This window comes from Mesorhizobium sp. P5_C1 (assembly GCF_054049815.1).
Map to the genome: position 1 here is coordinate 1 of NZ_JBFULQ010001097.1, position 1025 is coordinate 1025.

At 62.0% G+C, this 1025-nt stretch carries 1 protein-coding gene; it reads right to left on the reverse strand.

Going from position 1 to position 1025, the window contains the following annotated elements:
• Positions 1 to 1025: type VI secretion IcmF C-terminal domain-containing protein (locus ACXJ7R_RS34130; RefSeq protein ID WP_457155638.1), on the reverse strand; the 1025-nt coding region annotated here is incomplete at both ends.

A 1025-nucleotide genomic window follows, 5' to 3' on the forward strand; every position in this document is an offset into this window, starting at 1 on the left:
CACGAAGCGTGCCTGCATATTGCTGTCGCTGCCGATGACGGCAGCCTTGTCCAGAAGCCGCTTCAGCGCCCACGGCCCTTCGAACTTGATGGCGGATTCGCGGCCTGGCATTTCCGGCGTCAGGCTTAGACTGGCGGACGCGGACGATGTACCGATCGGCCAGGTCACGGTGCTTGGCGCGTTACCTGTCTGGTTGCTCTGGACGATCTGACCATCGACATCGAGTATCGCCGTATCGGCGTCGCCATGCAGCGAGAATGGGGTGAAGGTGACGCTGACCAAGGGCACTGAACCGCCCGATGGAAAGAAGGCGCTGCGGATGTCCGCCGCCAGCTGGAAGTCTTTCAGGGTCGATTTCGACAGGTCGCGTCCAAAGCGCGCATCCTGTTTCCAGCTCCAGTCCTGGCCGGTCATGTCGATGAGCGATGCGAGGTTTTGTGCGAAGAACCGGTCCATCAGCCCGCCCGGCGCGAACAGTTTCGCGAAATCCGCCATGGCAACATCCTCGGTGCCGTCGCCGGCGAAGGGATACCGGCCGTTGATCGCCGCCTCACAGGGAGCCGTCACCGTCTGGTCGAGCATCTGGTTCAAGTTTGCCACCGAGGTTTCGGCGACGTTGCCTTCAAACTCATCCGCCGTTGCGTTGACCATCCGGCCAAGTTGCTTGGGCAGACGCGAGACATTGGCGCGAAGGGTGGCTATCTGCAGCTGCAGGTTCGTATTGACGCGCTCCGTCTGCGAAGGAACTTCGGCCGCCAGTTGCAGGCTCTGATAGATATTGCTGAAGTTCTGGGTCAGGGCATCGATTGGGCGGTGTCCTGCAGGGCCATTCACCAGGGCCTGGAAGGGTCTGAACTGCGCTTCAATGTTCGCACCTGGATTCGGGTTCTGTGTGTCGGCCGCCCTTGTGCCGGCGCGACTTTGCGATTTGCCGGTCGCGATTTGTAGGCCGATGCGGGCCAGACCCTTGCCCAGATCTGCGGCGTGCCCCGGCTGGTTTTGGGCCGTACCTGCCTCTTCGGCGC